Origin of the sequence: Actinomadura rifamycini DSM 43936, from assembly GCF_000425065.1 — a bacterium.
Lineage (GTDB): Bacteria > Actinomycetota > Actinomycetes > Streptosporangiales > Streptosporangiaceae > Spirillospora > Spirillospora rifamycini.
In genome coordinates this window covers 247,231-266,608 of record NZ_AULB01000011.1, presented here as the reverse complement: position 1 = coordinate 266,608, position 19,378 = coordinate 247,231, and the positions used below count along the sequence as shown (strand labels likewise).

Annotated in this window: 19 protein-coding genes; 7 read left to right on the top strand and 12 right to left on the bottom strand. The window is 74.1% G+C overall.

All coding sequences use genetic code 11. The features are described from left to right. Nucleotides 1-13: 13 nt before the first annotated feature. Nucleotides 14-973, top strand: coding sequence for a TIGR03621 family F420-dependent LLM class oxidoreductase (locus H505_RS0111565; RefSeq protein ID WP_026402115.1), 960 nt, complete (start codon nucleotides 14-16; stop codon nucleotides 971-973). Here H505_RS0111565 and H505_RS0111560 read toward each other — a convergent pair. The 8 genes from H505_RS0111560 to H505_RS0111525 all read right to left on the bottom strand — a co-directional run bounded on the left by H505_RS0111560 (nucleotide 964) and on the right by H505_RS0111525 (nucleotide 8,261). Then, the gene (locus tag H505_RS0111560) at nucleotides 964-1,590 is read right to left on the bottom strand and encodes a TenA family protein (protein WP_051300546.1); all 627 of its coding nucleotides are present in this window, start codon (nucleotides 1,588-1,590) and stop codon (nucleotides 964-966) included. The genes H505_RS0111565 and H505_RS0111560 overlap by 10 nt on opposite strands. After that, a complete protein-coding gene (locus tag H505_RS0111555; protein ID WP_026402113.1) occupies nucleotides 1,587-2,333 on the bottom strand; it encodes a glutamine amidotransferase in 747 nt (248 codons plus the stop codon). The genes H505_RS0111560 and H505_RS0111555 overlap by 4 nt, the downstream gene beginning before the upstream one ends. A gap of 81 nt (nucleotides 2,334-2,414) precedes the next feature. Next, nucleotides 2,415-3,482: a phosphotriesterase family protein gene (locus H505_RS0111550; RefSeq protein ID WP_034517556.1), complete on the bottom strand. Its 1,068-nt coding sequence runs from the start codon at nucleotides 3,480-3,482 to the stop codon at nucleotides 2,415-2,417. Continuing rightward, a complete protein-coding gene (locus tag H505_RS41295) occupies nucleotides 3,479-4,525 on the bottom strand; it encodes an ABC transporter permease (protein WP_051300545.1) in 1,047 nt (348 codons plus the stop codon). Before H505_RS41295 ends, H505_RS0111550 begins: the two co-directional genes overlap by 4 nt. Nucleotide 4,526: 1 nt before the next feature. After that, nucleotides 4,527-5,294 carry an ATP-binding cassette domain-containing protein gene (locus tag H505_RS0111540; RefSeq protein WP_026402111.1) on the bottom strand — a complete coding sequence of 256 codons (768 nt, stop codon included), beginning with the start codon at nucleotides 5,292-5,294 and terminating at the stop codon, nucleotides 4,527-4,529. Continuing rightward, nucleotides 5,294-6,310, bottom strand: a complete 1,017-nt coding sequence (locus H505_RS0111535; protein WP_026402110.1) for a substrate-binding domain-containing protein — start codon at nucleotides 6,308-6,310, stop codon at nucleotides 5,294-5,296. The genes H505_RS0111540 and H505_RS0111535 overlap by 1 nt, the downstream gene beginning before the upstream one ends. Then, entirely contained in the window at nucleotides 6,307-7,386 is a 1,080-nt protein-coding gene (locus tag H505_RS49790) for a carbohydrate kinase family protein (RefSeq protein ID WP_064743589.1), read from the bottom strand. Before H505_RS49790 ends, H505_RS0111535 begins: the two co-directional genes overlap by 4 nt. Then, entirely contained in the window at nucleotides 7,383-8,261 is an 879-nt protein-coding gene (locus tag H505_RS0111525; RefSeq protein WP_026402109.1) for a BtpA/SgcQ family protein, read from the bottom strand. Before H505_RS0111525 ends, H505_RS49790 begins: the two co-directional genes overlap by 4 nt. 151 nt (nucleotides 8,262-8,412) lie before the next feature. Between H505_RS0111525 and H505_RS0111520 the strand changes: the two genes are divergently transcribed. Continuing rightward, a complete protein-coding gene (locus H505_RS0111520; RefSeq protein WP_199747805.1) occupies nucleotides 8,413-9,423 on the top strand; it encodes a LacI family DNA-binding transcriptional regulator in 1,011 nt (336 codons plus the stop codon). Between the two features lie 16 nt (nucleotides 9,424-9,439). After that, nucleotides 9,440-10,555 (top strand): M20 family metallopeptidase, encoded by a 1,116-nt coding sequence (locus tag H505_RS0111515; protein ID WP_034517554.1) that lies wholly within the window; start codon nucleotides 9,440-9,442, stop codon nucleotides 10,553-10,555. Nucleotides 10,556-10,642: 87 nt separating this feature from the next. Here H505_RS0111515 and H505_RS47525 read toward each other — a convergent pair whose 3' ends face one another. Both H505_RS47525 and H505_RS0111505 read right to left on the bottom strand, forming a co-directional pair. After that, on the bottom strand, nucleotides 10,643-11,314 hold the full coding sequence (locus tag H505_RS47525) for an RlpA-like double-psi beta-barrel domain-containing protein (RefSeq protein WP_026402106.1): 672 nt from the start codon (nucleotides 11,312-11,314) through the stop codon (nucleotides 10,643-10,645). 799 nt (nucleotides 11,315-12,113) lie between these two features. Beyond that, a complete protein-coding gene (locus H505_RS0111505; RefSeq protein WP_157432964.1) occupies nucleotides 12,114-12,695 on the bottom strand; it encodes a hypothetical protein in 582 nt (193 codons plus the stop codon). 1,248 nt (nucleotides 12,696-13,943) lie between these two features. Here H505_RS0111505 and H505_RS0111500 point away from each other — a divergent pair. Then, on the top strand, nucleotides 13,944-15,068 hold the full coding sequence (locus H505_RS0111500; RefSeq protein ID WP_026402104.1) for a winged helix DNA-binding domain-containing protein: 1,125 nt from the start codon (nucleotides 13,944-13,946) through the stop codon (nucleotides 15,066-15,068). A gap of 115 nt (nucleotides 15,069-15,183) precedes the next feature. Then, on the top strand, nucleotides 15,184-15,462 hold the full coding sequence (locus H505_RS0111495; protein ID WP_026402103.1) for a hypothetical protein: 279 nt from the start codon (nucleotides 15,184-15,186) through the stop codon (nucleotides 15,460-15,462). 6 nt (nucleotides 15,463-15,468) lie between these two features. Here H505_RS0111495 and H505_RS49785 read toward each other — a convergent pair whose 3' ends face one another. Further along, nucleotides 15,469-16,080 (bottom strand): hypothetical protein, encoded by a 612-nt coding sequence (locus H505_RS49785; RefSeq protein ID WP_157432963.1) that lies wholly within the window; start codon nucleotides 16,078-16,080, stop codon nucleotides 15,469-15,471. 170 nt (nucleotides 16,081-16,250) lie between these two features. Between H505_RS49785 and H505_RS41280 the strand changes: the two genes are divergently transcribed. Then, complete coding sequence (locus H505_RS41280) at nucleotides 16,251-17,513, top strand: DUF2786 domain-containing protein (protein ID WP_051300544.1); 1,263 nt, start codon at nucleotides 16,251-16,253, stop codon at nucleotides 17,511-17,513. Nucleotides 17,514-17,630: 117 nt separating this feature from the next. Here the strand turns inward: H505_RS41280 and H505_RS0111485 are convergent, their stop codons facing one another. After that, entirely contained in the window at nucleotides 17,631-17,843 is a 213-nt protein-coding gene (locus H505_RS0111485) for a helix-turn-helix domain-containing protein (protein ID WP_026402102.1), read from the bottom strand. A gap of 263 nt (nucleotides 17,844-18,106) precedes the next feature. Between H505_RS0111485 and H505_RS41275 the strand changes: the two genes are divergently transcribed. Continuing rightward, on the top strand, nucleotides 18,107-19,060 hold the full coding sequence (locus H505_RS41275) for a hypothetical protein (RefSeq protein WP_051300543.1): 954 nt from the start codon (nucleotides 18,107-18,109) through the stop codon (nucleotides 19,058-19,060). Nucleotides 19,061-19,378 lie beyond the last annotated feature (318 nt).

Genomic DNA, 19,378 nt, shown 5'->3' with positions numbered 1-19,378 from the left:
CATGCTCGGGGCCATGGACGAACAGGCACGCGCATTCCGCTTCGGGGTCGTCGGGGAGTCGATCCGGTCCGGCGCCGAGCTGGCCGCCACCGCCCGCCGCGCGGAGGAGCTGGGCTACGCGACGCTGACGCTGCGCGACCACTTCGTGACCGAGCCCTTCGGGGACCAGCTCGCGCCGATGGTCGCGCTCGCCTCGGCGGCGGCCGTCACGGGCACCCTGCGGCTGGGCACGATGGTCCTCGCCAACGACTACCGGCACCCGGTGCTGCTCGCGAAGGAGGCCGCGACGCTCGACCACCTGTCGGGCGGGCGGTTCGAGCTGGGCATCGGCGCCGGATGGCTGCGGGCCGAGTACGCGGCGGCCGGGATCCCGTTCGACGCCGCCGGGACGCGGGTCGGGCGGCTGGAGGAGTCGCTGCTGATCCTCCGCAGCCTCCTGGCCGGCGAGAAGACCGTGTTCGCCGGCGAGCACTACCGGATCGACGGGCTGACCGTCTTCCCGCGGCCCGCGCGGCGCCCGCCGCTGGTCATCGGCGCCGGAAGCCCCCGGATGCTCGGCATCGCCGGCCGGCACGCCGACACGGTGGGCATCCTGCCGCGGGCGCTCCCCGAGGGGGCCATCTCCGACGCGATCACCGAGCGGCTCCCGGACACGATCGCCCGCAAGGTCGACCGCGTCCGGGAGGCCGCCGGGGACCGGGACGTCGAGCTGAGCATGATGGTCACGCCGCGGTTCGGCGCCGACCCGCGCGCCGCCGCCGCCCGGGTGGCGGCGGCGCGCGGCTGGGGCGCCGACGCCGACCTCGTCCTGGGCATGCCGACCCAGTTCGTCGGGCCGCCCGAGCACATCGCCGCGCAGATGACCGAGCGCCGGGAGCGCTACGGGTTCACCTACTACCAGGTGCCCGACTCGGCGATGGAGGAGTTCGCGCCGGTCGTGGCGCTCCTGGCCGGTCGGCCGCGTCAGGCGTAGACGGCGTCGTGGAAGGCGATCTCCGCTTCCAGCATCCCGGCGAACCAGCGCGCGAGCCGGTCGTCCGGGACGTCCGCGGGGATCGCGTCCACCTCCCGCGCGAGCGCCTCGACGCCCCGCCGGAACGCGTCGCCCGCGTGCAGCGCGACCCAGTCGGCGACCGGCCCCGCCGGGACGCGGCCCTCCCGGTGCGCCCGGCCGCACCAGGCGAGGTACAGGCTCTCGGCGGCGAACATCACCGTCACCACGGCCGGGTGCCCGCCCTCGCGGGCCGCCGCCAGCGCGAACTCCGACAGCACCGCGCCGCGCGCCGCCGCGCCCGGACGCGCCGGGACCGGCCAGGCCGCGCGGGCGGCGCGGAAGTAGTCGGCCTGCTCGGTGGTCAGCGCGTGGACGGCCGCCGCGTTCCGCTCGATCGCCGCGGCGTCCGGCGCGTCCCAGATCGCCAGCCCGTGCAGCCGCGCGGCGGTGGCGACGAACGACGCCTCGATCTCCAGGTAGTCGGCGAACTCCTGCACGCCGAGGGCGCCCGTGCGGACGTCCTCGGCGAACCGCATGGCCGCGGCCCGCTCGAGCGGCTCGGCGCACGCGTCCAGCAGCGCCCGCGAACGCGTCACGCCGCGAGCCATTCGACCAGGCCGCCGAACACCTTCGCGTAGCCGTCCCAGTCCTCGCAGAACGGCCGCGGCGCCCAGTGCGGCGAGCAGTCGGAGGTGAACACCGCCGAGCGGCCGGTGCCGTACCCCGCGACGGCGACCAGCGGGTCGCCGTTCAGCGTGGCCAGGACCTCGGTGCCCTCCCGGGCCTTGACCCGGTTGTAGCCGAGCAGCACCGGCCAGTCCCCCGCGACGCCGCCGAGCGCCGGGTGGCCGGCGTCGGTGACGGCCGCACCGGCCCCGGCGGGCAGCTCCACCCGGTCGTCCTCGGGCAGCAGCTCGACCGGGAGCGCCTCGTGCAGGACCGTGTTGCGGAACGCGCCCTTGGCCTCGAACCCGGTGAACGACAGGTACCCGCCGACCATCAGCAGGCCGCCGCCGTCCCGCGTCCAGTCGCGCAGAGCCCCGAGCCGGTCCCGGCCCGGGACGGCCTGCTCGAACACCTCCGGCGCGAGCTGCAGGGAGTTCGCGCCGATGTCCGACAGGACGACGACGTCGTAGGCCGCCAGGGCGTCCGCGTCCCCGGGGAACTCGGCCGGCACCAGATGGGCGGGCATGTGCACCACCTCGTGGCCCCGGCCCTCCAGCGCGCGGCGCAGCGGCTCGACGCCGGTGACGTAGGAGGTGGTGGTGAACGAGTCCACCCCCTTGATGTGGGTGGACTGGGTGACCCAGCTCTCTCCTGCGATCAGGACGCGGCTCACTGTGGTTCCTCTCTTTCGGATGGGTCGGTCGTGGGTGCTCGGCCGCCGCCGGGCGCCGGACGGTCGCGGGGACCGCGCCGGTCAGGCCGCGGCGGCCTCGAACAGCCGGGCGGGGTTGTCGCGCAGCAGGCCCTCCGCCACGCGGCGCGGTACGCCGAGCTCGGTCAGGCGCCGGACGAACAGGGTCGGCACGTACCGGAAGCCGTTGCCTCCGTAGGCGGTGAGCATGCTCTTGAGGAAGACGTCGTGGCTGAGCAGCAGCCGCCCGCCGTACCCGTGCACGACGAGCCACGTGACCGCGCGGGCGGTCTCGTGCGGGGCGGGCGACTGCCCTTCGCCCGGGTAGCGGAACGGCATGCCGATCATGTCGAACTCCAGCCAGACGCCCCGGTCCGCGACCGCGCGCTGGTAGCCCGGGTCGTCGTGGGACGGGTCCATGTGGCACAGGACCACCGCGCCGGGCGGCACGCCGTACTCGTCCAGGACGATGTCGAGGACCTCGTGCGCGCGCCGCTGCCAGCCGGGCAGGTGCACGTAGAGCGGGACGCCGGTCTCCCGCTGCGCGCGGGCCGCGGCCCGCAGCGCGCGGTGCTCGGCGGGCGTGAAGTCCGGCGACACGCCGATCTCGCCGATCACGCCCGGACGGACGCCCGTGCCGGCGACGCCGTCCGTGAGCTCCGCGACCAGCTCGGCCGCGAGGCCGCGCTCGTCCGTCCCGGCCAGGTGCGGCGGGTGGTACGGCTCCAGGTACCAGCCGGAGCCCATGACGATCCGCAGGCCGCTGCGCTCGGCGAACGCCCGCAGGACGAGCGGGTCGCGGCCGAGGCCGCCCGGCGTGACGTCCACGACCGTCCCGCCGCCCGCGGCCGCGAAGGACCGCAGGTCGGCGAGCATCGCGGCGTCGTCGTCCAGCGTGCAGTGGTCCAGGCAGGCGTACGGCTCCTCGCGCAGCAGCCAGGCCAGTTCGGGGGTCGTGCGGGCGTCGCGCAGGTACGCCAGCGCGGGGTCCGCCGGCGCGCCGACCGCCTTCCGGACGTCGTTGCGCAGGTGCTCGTGGGTGAGGGTGAGGCCCAGGTCCGCGCTGGACGCCGGGCCGGTCACCGTGGCCACCTCGACCGCCGCGCCGCGGGCGGGCCGGTCCCCGGTCACGCGGGTTCCTTCGCGCGGTCCCGTCCGCGGCCGCGTCCCAGGAGGTGCGCGCCCAGCTCCGCGATGCCGTGGCCGCGCAGGTTGAGCCAGATCGCGGCGAGCAGCACCAGGCCGGTGACGATCGGCGTGAGGAACGGGCTCACCCCGAGCAGCGTCAGCCCGTTGGCGATCATCCCGGTGATCAGCGCGCCGATGACGGTGCCGGTCATCGTGCCGCGGCCGCCGAACAGGTCGGTGCCGCCGAGCACGACCGCCGCGATCACGGTCAGCTCGAACGCCTGCGCGGAGTTCGCCGAGCCGGAGCCGAGCCGGGCCGCCGTGAGCAGCCCGGCGACGCCCGCGGCGAGCCCGGTCAGCATCAGCGCGACCATCTTGATGCGGTTCGTGTTCACCCCGGCGCGGCGGACCGACTCCTCCTGCGAGCCGATCCCGTTGACGTAGTTGCCGAACCGGGTCTTGGCGAGCAGCACCGCGCCGATCACCACGGTGCCGAGCGCGATCCACGCCAGCGCGGAGAAGCCGAGGAACTCCGCGCGGCCGATCTTGGCGACGTACAGCCGGGCGTCGATGGGGACCGAGAAGCCCTCGGTCCACAGCTGCGCCAGCCCGCGGATCACCGACATCGTCGCGAGCGTGACGATGAACGGCGGGATCCGGTGGTAGGCCGACAGGTAGCCGTTCACCCCGCCCCAGAACAGCCCGGCCAGCAGGGCCGCGACGATCACGAGGGAGGAGTCCCAGCCCGCCTGGAGCATCTCGGCGGTCAGGACGGCGACGAACGCGACCGTCGACCCCACCGACAGGTCGATCTGCCCGGTGGTGATCACGAACGTCATCGCCACCGCGACGATCAGCGTGATCGCGACCTGGGTCGCCAGGTTCGACATGTTGTCGAAGGTCAGGAAGTTGTCGGAGGCGATCCCGAAGACCGCGAACAGCGCGACGGTCACGCCCGCCATCGCCAGGGTCGCCTTGTTGGCGCGTTCCCACAGGCCGGGCGTCTCGGCGCGGACGGTGGGCGCGGGCGGGGCCTGCACGGTCATGTCAGGCCACCTCCTCGGTGGACTCGGGCCCGGTGGCGGCGCCGGAGCGGGTGATCAGGGCGACGAGCCGCTCGATGTCGAGCGCGGACACCGGCTCGTCGTCCACGCTGCGGCCCTCGTACATAACGGTGATGCGGTCGCAGACCTCGAACAGGTCCTGCAGCCGGTGGGTGATGAGGATGACGCCGACGCCCTGCGCCGCGACGTCCTTGATCATCGCGAGGACCTGGCGGACCTCGGCGACCGCGAGGGCCGCCGTCGGCTCGTCCAGGATCAGCACGCGCGGCTTGAACGACACCGCGCGGGCGATCGCCACGGCCTGCCGCTGCCCGCCGGACAGGTGCCCGATCTCCTGGTACGTCGACTTGACGCGGACGTGCAGCTCCGACAGCGTCTCGGCGGCCCGGCGGTGCATGGTGCGGCGGTCGATGAACGGTCCCCTGCGGGGCTCGCGCCCGAGGAACAGGTTGCTCGCGACGTCGAGCGTGTCGCACAGCGCGAGGTCCTGGTAGACGATCCCGATCCGCTCGCGGCGCGCGTCGGCGGGGCTGCCGAACCGCACCTCGCGGCCGTCGATCTCGATCGTCCCGGTGTCGTGCTGCAGCGCGCCGGCCAGGACCTTCATCAGCGTGGACTTCCCGGCGCCGTTGTCGCCGACGAGGCCGAGGACCTCGCCCGGCGCCAGCGTGAGGTCGACGCCGCGCAGCGACTTCACCGCACCGAACGACTTGGTGATGCCACGCAGTGAGACCAGGGGTGGTTCGGTCATCACTTCTCCAGGTAGTACAGGTAGTCCGAGACGTTCGCGGGCGTGACGATCTGCGTCGGGACGGGCACGTCCGCCGGGGCGGACCGGCCGCAGGCGAGGTCGATCGCGGCGTTCATGGCGGCGTGGCCGAACGTGAAGGTGTTCTGCTGGACGACGCCGGCGATCCAGCCCTCCCGGAGCCCGTCCACGGCCTGCTGGGACAGGTCCCAGCCGACGACCTCGATGTCGTCGGTGCGCTCCTGGCTGCGGACGGCCGCCGCGAGGCCGATCAGCGCGGGCTCGCCCGTCGCGTACGCGTAGGGCAGGTCGGGGTTGCCGGTCAGCAGGTTCTCGGCGGCGGTCTGGGCCTGCTCCTGGACGTTGCGGCCGTCCACCACCGTCTCGATCTTCATGCCGCCCGCGGTGACCGCGTCGGTGAAGCCCTTCTGCCGCTCGTTCTGGACGGTGCTGTTCAGGGCGCCGACGACGCCGATCCCGCCCTTCCCGCCGGACATCTCCAGCAGCTCCGCGGCGATCTGCTCGCCGCCCTCGGCGTTGGCCGTGCCGACCTGGGTGGCGACGGCCGGGTCGTCGACGGTGGCGTCGACCGCGACGACCGGCACCCCGGCGGCCTTCGCGCGCCGGATCGCGGGCTTGATGCCCTCGGTGTCGACCGCGTCCACGATGATCGCGTCGTAGTCGCCCGCGACCAGGTTGTCGATCGCGTCGGCCTGCTTCGCCGAGTCGTCGTCCCCGTTGACGACCTGCATGTGCGCCCCGGCCGCGTCCGCGACCGTCTTCGCGCCCGTGTTGATCTGGTTGAAGAAGAGGGCCTGGAGGTTGATCGGGACGACGCCGATCCTGGGCGGCCGCCCGTCCACCTCGCAGGACTCCGCGATCCGCTCGGGCGGCGGCGGCCCCTTCTCGGTGGCCTTCTTCTCGGCCGCGATCTCACGCCTGGCCTGCACGTCGCACCCGACCGTCGCCGTCAGCAGCAGGCAGAGCGCGACCACGGCCCGCACCGCGTGTCGCATCATGTCTCCTCTCGATGGGGCCGGGCGGGCGCGGCGGGCGCGTCCGGGGCCGGTGTGCGGGAGTCGTTCGGGCGGGAGCCGTCCGTTCGGGGTTCGGTCGTTCGGGGTTCGGTCGTTCGGAGGTCGGCGGGTCGGTCGTCCGGGCGGGGGGCGGTGGTTCGGGGGTCGTTCTCGGCGCGGATCCGGGACAGGACGGACGCGCGGTGCGGCAGGCCGTCGCGCGCCCCCGGCCGGGTGCACGACAGCCCGGCCGCGACGGCGGCCGTGCGGGCCGCGTCCGGCGGGGCGGTCCCCCGGTCGAGCTCCGCGCAGTAGACGCCGGCGAAGCAGTCCCCCGCCCCGGTGGCGTCCACGGCCGTCACGCGGATCGCCGCGCCGGCGTGCCGCGCGCCGTCCGGCGCGAACAGCGTCCAGCCGCGCGCACCGTCGGTGACCACCAGGTTTACCCGATGCGCGGCGGCCTCGGCGGCCAGCGCGGCGTCCGCCGCCGCGTGGCCGCCGGGGCCGGGGTCCGTGTCGGGGGCGAGGAACGCGGTCGCCTGCGCGCGGCCGACGAGCGCGTGGTCGGCCGCGGCGAGCGCGGCCCGCATCGCGTCGGGCCCGTCGCAGCCGTCGAGGTCGACGACCAGGCGCGGCCGCCCGGATCCGGCGAGCACGTCCGCGGCCGCCGGGAACCGGTAGCCGTCCAGGTAGAGCCAGGCGCCGGCCTCCCGGGCGGCCGCCGCCGCGGACGCCACCTGCTCGGCCGTCACCAGGTCGTCCTGGCTGATGATGGAACGTTCCCCGTCCGGGGTGAGCAGCACGACGGCCGTGGTGAGGACGCCCGACCGGGACGTCCAGCGGGTGTCGACGCCGTCTCCGGCGAGGGCGGCGAGGAACGCGGTGCTCTCCGGGTCGGGCCCGACGACCCCGGCGAACCGGGCGTCGGCCCCCATCCGGGCGGCGGCCACCGCCGCGTTCGCCGCCATCCCGCCCTCGCCGCGCCGGACGCGGGTGGCCTGCACGCGCGCCGCCGGGCCGGGCAGCACGGGGACCTCGACCGTCAGGTCGACGTTGGCGTACCCGCAGAAGACGATCACGGCAGTTCCGCTCCGGCCTTCGCCGCCGCGGCGGTCAGCTCGCGGACCTTCGCCGCGTCCGCGCGGCCCCACCAGCGGCCGTTGTCCTTGACCGACGACGCGACGATGACGCCGTCGCAGGCGGGCAGCAGCTCCCCGATGTTCGCGGCGGTGATGCCCGACCCGATCACGACCGGCAGGCTGGTGTGCGCGGCGATGCCCTCGACCTCGTCGAGGGCGGCGGCGTCGCCCGTCCGGGAGCCGGTGGCGATCAGCACGTCGGCGCCGAAGAACTCGGCGTCCTCGGTCTGCTCGGCGAGGGTGCGGTCCGCGACGATGGCGTGCGCGCCGTGCTTGACGTGCACGTCGGCGAAGACCTTCACCGGTCCGGCGCCGATCCGGCTGCGGTAGCGGGCGGCGTGCGCGGCCTGCCCCTCGATGATCCCCTCGTTGGCGACGTAGGCGTTGGCCCACTGGTTGACGCGGACGAACCCGGCGCCGCCCGACCACGCGGAGGCGATCGAGCACTCGGCCGCGTTCGACAGCACGCTCACGCCCGTCCGCCCGCCGGTGGCGTGCCGGACCCGGTCGGTCACGACGGCCATCGCCGCGGCCGTCTCGTAGCCGTGCTCGCCGGGCTTGAGGAACGGGATGTCCCAGTGGTTCTCGACGATGACGCCGTGGCAGCCGCCGTCGAGGTAGGCCCGCGCCTCCTCGATCGCGAACGCGCAGACGTCGTCCATCGGGACGCCCTCGTAGTGCGGGCTGCCCGGCAGCGGCGGCAGGTGGACGACGCCGATGACGACCTTGCGGGTCCCGAACAGCTCCTCGATCGCGTTCGGCCTGGGCGGGAAGACGCCCAGCGCCCGCTCGTCGTTCCCCGTCGCCGCCGTCATGCCGCCTCCTGTGTAATCGATTGCAGTGAAGTTTTGGAGAACCGTAGATTTCAGATCCCCAGGCCGTCAAGGGGGTATAGTCGGCATATCTCAACTTGATCTGGCAGGGTTCGGCGCCGGCGGCGGCTGGAGGAGTAATCGATTGCAGCGGGTGACGATCGCACAGGTCGCCGAGCGGGCGGGGGTCTCCACCGCGACGGTCTCGCGCGTCCTGTCGGGCCGCGGGCCGGTCTCCGCGGCGGTGCAGCGCAAGGTCAGGGCGGCCGCCGACGAGCTCGGCTACCAGGTCAACTCGATCGCGCGGGCCCTGCGCAACAGCCGCACCGACACCGTCGGCATGGTCGTGCCGAGCATCTCCAACCCGTTCTTCACCTCGCTGGTGGAAAGCGTCGAGCACGCCCTCGGCCGCGAGGGCAAGGAGCTGCTGCTGTGCGACGCCCGCTCCGACCCCGAGGTCGAGGCGCGGCGGCTCGCGACGCTCGTCGCCCGCAACGTCGACGGCATCATCGTCAGCCCGAGCCACGGCACGCTGAGCGGCGCCGCCGTGCAGGAGACGGCCGACCGGCTGCCGCTCGTCCAGCTCGACCGGTTCGTCGGCGGCACCAGCACCGACTGGGTCGGCGTGGACGACGTCGCCGCGATGCGCCAGGTCATGGACCATCTGCACGCGGGCGGGGCGCGCTCGGCCGCGTTCGTCGGCTCGCTGCTGACCAACTCCTCGACCGAGCAGCGCTTCGCCGGGTTCCGCCGCCGCGCCGACGACCTCGGCATCGCGGTGGCGCCCGAGCAGGTCCTCCTCGGCGACTACAGCGTGGAGTGGGGCGAGACGGCCGCCGCGCGGCTGATCGCCGAGGGCGGCCCGCCGGACGCGATCGTGTGCGCCGACGACCTGATCGCCCTCGGCGTCACCCGCGCCTGCCGCGCGCACGGCGTGGACGTCCCGGGACGCGTGCAGGTAACCGGCTACGACAACATCGAGTTCGCGCGGCTGAGCGAGCCGGCGCTGACGACCGTGGACCAGCCCCGCGAGCGGATCGCGGCCGAGGCCGTCCGGCTGCTGGCCGCGGCCGCCGGGGCCGCGCGGGAGGAGCGCGGGCCGTCCGCGCACATCTCGCTGGTGCCGAGCCTGGTCGTGCGCGACAGCACCCGCGCGGACGCCTGAGCTGCAGGGGGACGGAATGGACACGGCTGGCCCGACGATCGACGCGCTGGACCTGGCGCGGCGGCTGGTGCGGACCGACACCCGGGCCGGCGGGGAGCGCGCCGCCGCCGACCTGGTCGCCGGAGTGCTCGACGGCGCGGGCTTCGACGTCCGCGTGGACGAGCCGGAGGCGGGGCGCGCGAACGTCGTCGCCCGCCGCGGACCGGCCGCGCCCCGCGTGCCGGTCACCCTCACCGGGCACCTGGACACCGTGCCCGCCGACCCGTCCGGCTGGTCGTTCGACCCGCTCTGCGGCGAGGTGCGGGACGGGCGGCTGCTCGGGCGCGGCAGCAGCGACATGAAGGCGGGCGTCGCGTGCCAGATCGCCGCGGCGGCGGACGCCGGGCGCGACCGTCCGCTGCAGCTGGTGTTCACGTTCGGTGAGGAGACCGGATGCGACGGCGCCGCGCGGCTCGACCCGGCGTCGCTCGTCCCGACGGACCTGCTGGTGGTGGCCGAGCCGACCGCGAACCGGACGGTGCTGGGCCACAAGGGCACGCTGTGGCTGCGGGCGACCGCGCACGGGGTGTCGGCGCACGGCTCGCGTCCCGAGCTGGGCCGCAACGCCCTCGCCGCGCTGGCCGCCGCCGCGACGCGGGTCCACGGGCACCGGGGATGGCCGGTGAGCCCGACGCACGGGCCGGTGACGGTGAACGTCGGCACCTTCCACGCGGGCGTGCAGCCGAACCTGGTGCCCGACCGCGCCGAGATGCGGCTGGACGTCCGCACCGTCCCGGGCTTCGGGTCGGACGCGGCCGTCGCGGCGATCGCGGAGCTGTGCGGGCCGGAGGTCGGGCTCGAGCGGCTCGTCGACCTGCCCGGCGTCGCCACGGACCCCGCTTCCCCGGACGTCGCGCGCGTGCTGGAGCTGCTCGCGCCCGGCGCGTCCGCGCGCGAGCCCGAGTACGCGACGTACTTCACGGACGCCTCGGTGCTGACGGGCATGCTCGGCGGACCGGACGTCGTGGTCTACGGTCCCGGCGATCCCGAGCAGGCGCACGTCACGGACGAGTCGTGCTCGGTGCGCCGGATCGGCGAGGCCGCCGCGGCGTTCCGGCGGCTGCTCGACGCTTCCCCGCCGGTGACGGCGTAACGCGTTCCGCGTCCCCTCCTTGAACGGGCGACGCCCCAGCGATCCGAAGATCGCCGGGGCGTCGCCCGTTCGCGCGGAGGCCGGGGGTCAGGACCCGAAGGGCTGGGGCTCGCCGCGCTCGCCGGCGCCGTCGCCCCACTCCAGGACCTCCCACTTGAGGCCCTCGATGTGGCCCTGGCCGGTGCCCGCGTCGTAGTTGCTCTCGGGCTCCCCGCCGTCCAGCAGGTACCGGAAGGTGTGGGTGTCGAGGTCGAGCATGATGCCGCGGTGCGAGGGCTCGCCCGGGCCGCGGTCGCCGACGAAGCCGGTGACGGTGCGCCCGTCGTAGCTGACCCGGACCTTCGTCATCATCGGCCAGCTCGGGCTGGCAAACATGCCCTTCTGCATGGGCTCCCCGCTCGCGGGGGCGCCGGTGTCGCCGCGGATGCCGGAGCCGTCGTCCCAGAAGTAGGACGCCTTCGTGGTGCCGCTGAGCAGCACGTCCTCGTCCTTCTTGTCCTTGGCGGCGTCGGGCTTCGCGGGCTGCTTCGCCTCGGCGCCGCCGGCCTTCCCCGGCTCGGGCTTCGCGGGCTCGGGCCGGGCCTTCCCCTCGCCCGGCAGGGAGGGGCTGTGCTCCTGCGCGGTGATCTTCTCGGACAGGAGCCGCTGCTGGTCGGGAGCGCCGTCGTCGCTGGCGGCCGCCACACCGGCCACGAGCATGCCGGCAAGTGCGGTGCCGGTGATACTGGTCAGGACGACGTTGATCGCTCGCTTCTGCATGTGATTCCTTCGTTCGGTCAACAGGACCGCCGTTCCGCGCCGGAGCACAGGGGTCGTCCGGGCAGGAGGGAACGGCTTTCGAGACTCGGGACTCGAGATGCACCGCCGCTGAGCGGACCCGCATGCCGCACCCCGCGGGCATGGCGGGGCCGCGCCCGCGCCGTTCGCCGGACGCCCGTGCTCGGGCGCGCGTCGACGCGGGTGGAATGAAGCGGGAGAATTGCCGACCGGGGGCGCTCAGGCCCGCCCGGCCGCGGCCGGCTGCATGGATGCGGCCGCGATTCGGCAGAGTGGTCCCCGCCTGGCGGGCGGGAGCGACGGCTCTGTGACGGCCCAGGTCAAGGGTTCTTTGACCGGGACCTGACGACGAGCATATACGCCATTACCTACATTTCGCCAAATCCAGGGATATTTTACCTTTGAGAAGGTAGATCGTTTTATCGAGAACTGCGCCGGATCGCCTTTCTCATCGGCGTTTCCGGCCGGTCGCCCCGTCCCCGCAACGATCTTCGGCGGACGGTGCCCGAGCCGGGCCCGGGACGATATCGATCTACCTTCACGGCGTACGGGCGGGTCACCGCCCCACTCGTCGTGTCCGGGGAGTAACGCCGCACGGGCGGCCCGCATTCCACGCACCTCCGTGAGGCGGCGGTCACACGGGAAACGAGTCGGCCCCGGCCGCCCAAGGGCGGCCGGGGCCGATCATCGAAAGAGTGGACGCCGTCCAAGGGAGCTCGGACGGGCGCGCGAGCCGGCGCTCGGCGGGACTCCCTACGCCCGGGAACGCACGGGCCGGGGGTCAGTGCGTCGGGTAGGCCGACGGCACGAGCGGCGTCGGGCCGGTCCCGCCGACAGCCATGTGCCCGCCCGTGTCCTGCCCCGCCATGGGGGCCTGCGCGTAGGGGGCCTGCGCGTAAGGAGCCTCGGCGTAGGGGGCCTCACCGTAAGGGGCTTCGCCGTACGGAGCCTCCCCGTACGGCGCCTGCGCGTAGGGCGCCTCGGCGAACGCGGGCTGCCCGTAGGGCGCGGCGCTCATCCCGAAGGCCGGCTCACCGAACGGCACGCCGGCGGCGGCCACGGGCGCCTGCGCGGGGGCCGCGGGCTGCGCGCTCTGCGGGGGCACGGGCGGCGGCACGTGCGAGCCGTCGGCCCGGCGCGGTTCCGCCGGCTGCTCCCCCGCGGGCGCCGCACGGCGCTCGGCCAGCACGGCCATCAGCGCGCGCGCCGTGTCCGCGTCCATCCGCAGGAGGACGCTGGGCGTCCCGCCCGGGTCGACGAAGGGGGAAACCGACGGGTCGGCCGGCAGCTGCGGGAGCGCGGCCCGCATCTCCTCGCGGAGATCCTGGGCCAGCCGCAGCGCCTGTCGGTCACTGTCGCTCAAGTGTGCGGTCATCGCGATCTCCGGCGAGTTCACGTGCGGGGGGTCCGGGGCAATCCTGCTAGTAATGGCGTGCATGTGCAAGAGCCGATGCACGTGCATTTTACGGTATATCAGCCCGTAACCTTCCCGCCCACCGCTCGTTCCCGATCACCCGACCTCCCGTTTCCCGACCTCCCGCAACGCCCTGACCAGCACCGATGCGGAGGACGCCGCCCGGTCCGAGACCGAACCGGCCCAGACACGACCAGACGGCCCGCCCCCGGCGACGCACCGCCTGACGTTGCACTTCCCTGCCCAACCGGGCCGCCGGACCCACCACGCGCTGCCGCCGCCGAGCACCCTGAGACTTATCTCACTCGTGTCTCACCCGCCCCGAACGCCCTCCGCACCCCCTCGACGGCCCCAGGCCCGGGCCGTCTTGCGGCCGCGAGGACCGCGAAAACGCCCACCACGATGGCGACGACCCCGATACCCGGCGGAGACCCCGTCCGTGAACGCCTCGATCTCCCCCGCGTGCACCGCCGCGTCGACCGCGCTCAACGCCCCGCCCCGAACCGCAGCAGACCGTCCACACACCAGCCGGTCAGGACGGTGCCAGCGCGGCACCATTCACTCCAGACCCCAGACCGGCGCGGGCGGGCAGCAGCGACCGGGATCGACACCGACGCGAGCTTGGGGCCGGGAGCCTCGACCTGAACAACCCGCAGGCGATCTGCCGCGGCAACTCCTTCAACTGCAGCCTGGCGCTGCGCGAGGCGGCCCACCAGCGTCGAGGGGTTCGAGTCGGCCCTGGAGGTGTCCGACGACGAGGGGCGGCAGGACTCGCGGCGTTCGCCGGGACGGTCGCCGCCAGCGCTGGAGAACCGGTCACATCGGTCGTTCGGCCGGGCCGCCCACGTTGTCCATACACGGCGCGGACGGCTGACCGGCCCCTGAACGAGCGCCTCTCGGGCGTCGGAATCAAGGCGGGCCGCAGCGACCGTCCCGACGATCGCCGCGGCGCTGCTCGTCCGTCCGGGAGAGCAACCTCGTGGGCTTCGCCAGCGAACGGCCGCACCGGCTCTTTACGGCGGGCCTCGGGCTCGCGTGGGTGCCGAGCCCGCTGGAACTGCCGCCGCTCGTCCTGCCCCTCGCGCGGCACGCCCGCTGCGATGCCGGGCCCGTTCACGCGTCATTGCGGGAGCACGCCCAGACGGCGCTGCGCGGTCGCCTCCAGGCCCGGAAGCGGCCGAGAGTAGGCTCGGCGCGGTGACGGAAACACTCGGCATCCGCGACCTCAACCGGGCGACCCTGGCCCGGCAGATGCTCCTGGCGCGCGAACGGACGACCGTCGCCGAGGCCGTCGGCAGGCTGCTCGGCATGCAGGCGCAGGAGCCCAAACCGCCCTACTTCGGCCTCTGGTCACGCCTCGACGGCTTTGAGGCGTCCGAACTCCACGCGGCCCTGCACGACCGCTCGGTCGTCCGGGCGACCGCGATGCGCGCGACGCTGCACCTGATGACGGGCCCGGACTACAGCGCCTTCCGCACAACGCTCCAGCCGATGCTGGACGGCGGCCTGCGCGTCCTCGGAAGCCGCGCCGAGGGCCTCGACGTCGCCGCGACGGCCGACGCCGCGCGCACGCTGCTCCGGGACCGGCCGAGGACGTTCAACGAGATCCGCGCGCTGCTGCAGGACGAGTTCCCGGACGTCAACGAACGGGCGCTCGGCTACGCCGTCCGGATGTGCGTCCCGCTGGTCATGGTGCCGACGGACGACCGGTGGGGCTTCCCGCGCGCGTCCGAGTTCGCGCTCGCCGACTCCTGGCTCGGCTCGCCGCTCGCCGCCCAACCGGCGGTGGACGCGCTGATGCTGCGCTACCTGGCGGCCTTCGGTCCCGCCTCGGCCGCCGACGCGCAGACCTGGTCGGGGTTGGCCGGGCTCGGGGAGGTGTTCGACCGGCTGCGGCCGCGGCTGCGCGTCTTCACCGACGACACGGGCCGCGAACTGTTCGACCTTCCCGACGCCCCGCGGCCGGACCCGGACGTCCCGGCGCCCGCGCGTTTCCTGCCCGAGTTCGACTCGCTCGTCCTGGCGCACGCGGACCGCCGAAGGATCATCGCCGACGCGCACCGCCCGAACCTCACCACCAAGAACCTCCGCGTGCGGGCCGTGTTCCTGTGGGACGGGTTCGCGCGCGGCGTCTGGGAGACCGAGTACAAGCGCCGGGTCGCCACCCTGCGGCTCCGCCCGTTCGAGCCGCTGCCGCCGGAGGCCGTCGACGCGCTGACGGCGGAGGGCGAGGCGCTGCTGCGCTTCGTCGAACCGGCGGCGCGGGAGACCTCCGTCACCGTCGGCGCGCATGACGCTACGGGGGCGAACGACTCCGAATAGTGATCGATCTGAGATCTGTACTGATTGAAAGATCCACCATTTCAGCGCAAGCTGTCTCCCGACGTCTGGAATGTCCCGCCCGTTCCTTCCGACACACCGCCGACAGGACGCGACCATGTTCGAGATCTGGGAGACGAGCGAGCCGGCCCGGCTCATCAGCGACGCGGGGACCCTGGAGGTGGCGCTGGAGAAGGTCGACACCATGTGCCGGCTCCGGCATGACCAAGCCGTCGCGCACGTCGGCGACACCCCGGAGCACTACCACTTCGAGATCCGCGACGACGCGGGCCGGGCTCTCGCCCGCCTGAGCTACGTCCCCGACACCTCCCGCGCCTACCAGAGCGTCGTCGTCGACGAGATGCGAGACCCCCACCCCGCCGCCGACGGCGGCTGACATCCGCTACCGGCGGCCGCCCCGCGAACGACCGCCGAAGCACCTACGAGCGACCGACCGACGGCTGCCACTGACGGACGGCGGACGGCGCCCTTCGGGACGGGCACGGCAGAACGCCCGGACAACCCCGGGGGCAATCTCGGCGAACCCGCGCCCCGTTATCTGATCCGTCGGCGCCCCTTTCGTCCCCCGGCTCCCGGTTCCCGGCTCGGCAACGGCATTGGCGGCGGCGAGCGGGCGTGCGAACAGCGGCGACGATCCGCGCGCACTCGGCGCGGCCCGCCGCGCTATCCCCCGAACGCATTCCCACTGGCGGCGCGCGACGAGCGGCTCGACCTCGGCGGCCGGGTCGCCGACGCGAGGGGACGCGACCATGTCCGCGAGGGCGTCGACGTGCTCGACGTACCGGCCCCAGGGGACGAGCTCGGGGGTCTGCGCATGACAGGCCGACGACAGCCGCTGACCGCCGCTGAAGGCTGCTGACGACGGCATGGGGCATTCACCTTGGATTGTCACCGACAGGCGAGGCGCGGACGGTACGGGTGTCGCCGCGATGCGGACGCCGCTTTTCCCGGCGTCGTCCAGCCCGTCCAGCAGCACCACGGTTCCGTCCAGCACCGCAGTCTCGTCCACCCCCAGCGGTCGCGCCCGGCCCCCGCAGTCGCGGCCCGGCCCGCCCGGCCAGGCCGCGGTGCGTACGGCGACGCGTCCGCGCACGGGTCGGTGCGGGGACGTGGCAGTATGCCTCCTGTCCTCGACGGAACGGCCTCACGAGACGGGAGCGGCAGGTGCGCGATACGTGGCGACCGCCACGGGAGGGCGACTCCGCGGAGCTGGTCGACGCCGCCCTGGCCGCACTGTCGCACGGCGACACGGGCGTGTTCCGGGAGCGGGCGTCCGCGCTCGCCGCGCACCCGGACGCCCGCGCCGCCGACCGCCGCCTCGCCGGACGGCTGCACCGGGCCGTCACCACCGCATGGGAACGCGGCTGGCAGCCCGCCGACGTCGTCCGCTACACGGCGCGCCGCCGCTCCGCCCGGCACGCGCGGCTGGCGACCGACGCGATCGCCGCCGAGATGCGCGCCTACTCCGCCGCGACCGTCGACGAGCGCTGGCGGCAGCAGCTCGCCGACCTCGACGCGCGGGTCTGGTGGGGCGACGACGCGGATCACCCGGGCGGCTGGTGCGCGCGTGAGGACGCCGACCGCGCGACCTTCGTGACCTGCGCCGCCGAGCTCATCCATCTCCTGGAGGGTCTGCCCCGGCTCGCGCGGATCGGGCCGCCGCCGGGGTCCGCGCCCAGGGACGTCCCCCGGCACCGTGCGCGCGACGTCGACCAGCGGATGCTCGGGCGCGTCCGGGCGCTGCTCGCGAAGGCCGAGTCGACGGAGTTCCCCGAAGAGGCCGAGGCGCTGAGCGCGCGCGCCCAGGAGCTCATCGCCCGGCACAGCATCGACCACGCGCTTCTGGACGCCGAGTCGGACGACGTGGCCGCGCCGGCCGGATGCCGTGTGCCCGTCGACAATCCGTACGACGCGCCCAAGGCCGTCTTGCTCACGGTGGTGGCGGACGCGAACCACTGCCGGGCCGTGTGGCACCGCGAACTGGGGTTCTCCACTGTGCTGGGCTATCCCGCCGACCTGGCGGCGGTGGAGATGCTGTTCACGTCCCTGCTCGTGCAGGCGACGTCGGCGATGGTCCAGGCGGGCCCGCGGCGGGACGCACGAGGCCGTTCAAGGACGCGATCGTTCAGGCACGCGTTCCTCAACGCCTACGCGGCGCGGATCGGGGAACGGCTGCGGGGCGCGGCCGACGGCGCGGCGGAACGGGTCGCGGCCGAGCGGGTCGCCGGCGAACGGGATCCGCTTCCCGTGCTGGCGGCGCGCGGCGCGGCCGTCGACCGGGCGGTCGAGTCGCTGTTTCCGAACCTGGCCATGGGACAGGCGGGTTCGGTGTCCAACCTCGAGGGCTGGGCGGCCGGACGGGCGGCCGCGGACCTCGCGAGCCTCAACGGCCGCTCGGAGGTCACCGGGGCGCGTCGCCTCATGTAGGGCGCGGCCCCGCTGCGTACGGGGTCCCCCGGGGGGCGAGGGGGACGTCCGTTCATTTGCTCGCCTCTGTGTGCGTCGGTTCGTGCTCGTCGGATTGGGTCACGGGCAGGGAGCGGTTCAGCCCTTCTTGCGCCGGGTGTTGCCGCCGCGGCCGCGCAGCGGGACCCCCGCCTCCTTCAGGACGTTGTAGATGAACCCGTACGACCGGCCCGTCTCGGCCGCCAGGTCCCGGATGCTCTCGCCGGCCGCGTACCGCGGAGCGAGCTCCTTGGCCAGCTGCGTGCGTTCGGCACCGGTGACTCGGGTGCCCCTCGACAGCGTTCGGGTCACGGGGACCTCCTGTTCGACGGCTGGGCGGCGGGTCCGTCCCCGCAGCTCACAGCAGTGTTGATCTACACAACGTACACATTCCCCCCAATTACGCCCGCGATGCCGCGCGAATCGCCGCGAATTCGGCCGAAGCTGGTCTTTTCCATGGTGAACGGCGTGTCGTGACCGGATCCCGACCCCCGGTTATCCACAGCCCGCGCTTCCGCCGCGCCGGACGGTCACGGCGGCCCATGCTGGCCCCGTCACCACGGAAGGAGACCCGCATGATCACGATCCAGGTACCCGCGACCACCGTGTCCCGGTTCGCCGTCGCCGCCGAGCACGTCCCGCACGACCTCGCGAACCTTCTGCTGCGCACGTCCGCCGGTCCCTACGACGCGCACATCGCCGGACGCGTCGGCTCCCCCTCCCTCGACCTCGCCCGCGACCACGTGACCGCCATGCGCTGGAACCCGCTGGGCGTCACGTCCGTCCGCCCCGAGGACCGGCGGGCCGCGTGGGCCTTCCACGACGCCGAGGAGTTCGTGCTCGTCACCGCCGCCGCGCCGATCACCGACCAGCCGCGCGCGTCCCAGGTCGCGCGGGCCGCCGCCCGCGCCCTCGCCGAGGCCGTCGGCGGAGTCGCGGCCGACCTGGTCACCGGCCACGTCCTCGCACCCGGCGCCGAACGGTCCCGCTTCGTCCTCGCCGACCAGTGGCTCGGCGACGTCCTGCCGCCGTTCCGGGCGAACGGCCGCTGCACCGCCCCCGAACCCGAGCGCGACCCCGAGGGCGTCAACGGCTGCTCGTGCGTCCGCCTCCGGACCCGCGGCCTCCGCCGGTTCGGGCTGCCCGAACTCCAGATCGCCGGCGTGGCCTGCCCGCACGACCTCGCGGCGCTGAACGTGCTGCGCTCCACGGCCCGCCGGCTCCTGAACGACCACTGGTCCTGGCTCGCCACCGGCCCGGCCCACCGCTCCCGCACGATCGACCGCGATGTCCACCTCACCGAAGCGGACTTCGGCGACTTCTGGGGCTCCAGCCGCCGGGTCCGCCTGACGTCCCCGACCCCGTTCCAGGTGGTCCTCACACCGCTCACCCCCCGTCTGCTGACCGTCGGCCCGCCCGAGGACCACGAGGGCACCGTCAACGACTGGCTCTGGGGCGACCAGATCCCGCTCGGCCTCTACGACGTGATCAGCTCGCCCGCCGACCCGTCGCTGCCCGCGGCCGCCTGACCCCACGGTTCGAGATGTGTGGCTCCCACTGCACCGTGGGAGCACCGCACGGTCACGTGTTCCGGGCCCGCATTTCACGCGAAATCACCAGGCAGCACACCGGGGCGCACGAAAAAAGATCTTCACCCCCACAGCCTCAATGTGACCAAAAGTCAACGCTCTGTAGTCACCCTGGCTACGATCGGGTCCCGACGACGACCAAGGCGATCCCCCGGGGCGAACATGAACCGTTTCGTGGCAGACCTCAGACTCGCCGCCGTGGTCGGCGGCCTCTGCCGCTCCGCATGCGGAGCGCTGGGCTGCACGGCGGCGGCCGGC

Coding starts and splice junctions, on each gene's coding strand:
- H505_RS0111565 (WP_026402115.1), top strand. CDS start 14: ATGGACGAACAGGCACGCGCATTCCGCTTCGGGGTCGTCGGGGAGTCG.
- H505_RS41295 (WP_051300545.1), bottom strand. CDS start 4,525: ATGACCGTGCAGGCCCCGCCCGCGCCCACCGTCCGCGCCGAGACGCCC.
- H505_RS0111540 (WP_026402111.1), bottom strand. CDS start 5,294: ATGACCGAACCACCCCTGGTCTCACTGCGTGGCATCACCAAGTCGTTC.
- H505_RS0111535 (WP_026402110.1), bottom strand. CDS start 6,310: ATGATGCGACACGCGGTGCGGGCCGTGGTCGCGCTCTGCCTGCTGCTG.
- H505_RS0111525 (WP_026402109.1), bottom strand. CDS start 8,261: ATGACGGCGGCGACGGGGAACGACGAGCGGGCGCTGGGCGTCTTCCCG.
- H505_RS0111515 (WP_034517554.1), top strand. CDS start 9,440: ATGGACACGGCTGGCCCGACGATCGACGCGCTGGACCTGGCGCGGCGG.
- H505_RS47525 (WP_026402106.1), bottom strand. CDS start 11,314: ATGCAGAAGCGAGCGATCAACGTCGTCCTGACCAGTATCACCGGCACC.
- H505_RS0111495 (WP_026402103.1), top strand. CDS start 15,184: ATGTTCGAGATCTGGGAGACGAGCGAGCCGGCCCGGCTCATCAGCGAC.
- H505_RS41275 (WP_051300543.1), top strand. CDS start 18,107: ATGATCACGATCCAGGTACCCGCGACCACCGTGTCCCGGTTCGCCGTC.